1 protein-coding gene is annotated in these 674 nt (G+C 70.3%); it reads right to left on the bottom strand.

Translation table 11 applies throughout. The features are described 5' to 3' along the window. Positions 1 to 375: hypothetical protein (locus DD1DGNOD_RS05740; protein ID WP_241255485.1), on the bottom strand; the 375-nt coding region annotated here is incomplete at its 3' end. Positions 376 to 674: the final 299 nt, after the last annotated feature.

The raw sequence follows: 674 nt of genomic DNA, 5'->3' as shown, positions 1-674 counted from the left end.
GATGAAGCGGGCGACCTCGCTGCGGACAGCTGCCGGTACCCGCAGCACCTGGCGTCCGGCCGGGGTCATCAGGTCGACGGTGATCAGATCACCGTGCTTGCGCCCCTGGGACGCCGACACCACCCGCCGGTCGAACGCGACGTCGAAGTAGTCACCCGCCCGCGGGAACGGCGCGACGACCAGCAGCCGACGGGTGGTGAGCAGGATCCAGCGTGACGTCCCGAGCCGGTGCCCGATGAACCGCTCGGCATGCGCGGTGAGCGCACCCGGGCCGGAGGGGTCGGTGAGCCGGCCCCGGAGCACGACCTCGGTGAACTCCCCCGGCTCCAGCGGAACCTCCGGCGGGCTGACCTTCCGTGCTGGTTGTACGCGCACACCGTCCAGCCTTCCACCGTGGGTGCCGTCCACGCAGGGCCATGCCTGCCTCGGACGAGCCGGCCACCGCCTCCGGCGCAGCTCGGCGTTGTGATACTTATCGACCACTGGCGAAGCCTTGTGATACCAAACAGCCCTGTAGGTATCACAAGGCCGCCGGGATGATGTCGCCGATGCGGGCGCGGGCCTGGCAAGGTCGAGGAGCTGTCGCGTACCCGGAGGGTGCGTAAAGCGACGAGAAACGCCGCCAGGGGTGTGCCCCGCGCCCGGCGGTCAGAAGGCGTCGGCGGGGTGGTAGA

This window comes from Candidatus Protofrankia californiensis, assembly GCF_900634765.1.
Taxonomy (GTDB): Bacteria; Actinomycetota; Actinomycetes; order Frankiales; family Frankiaceae; genus Protofrankia; species Protofrankia californiensis.
This window is presented reverse-complemented; position numbering and strand designations above follow the sequence as displayed.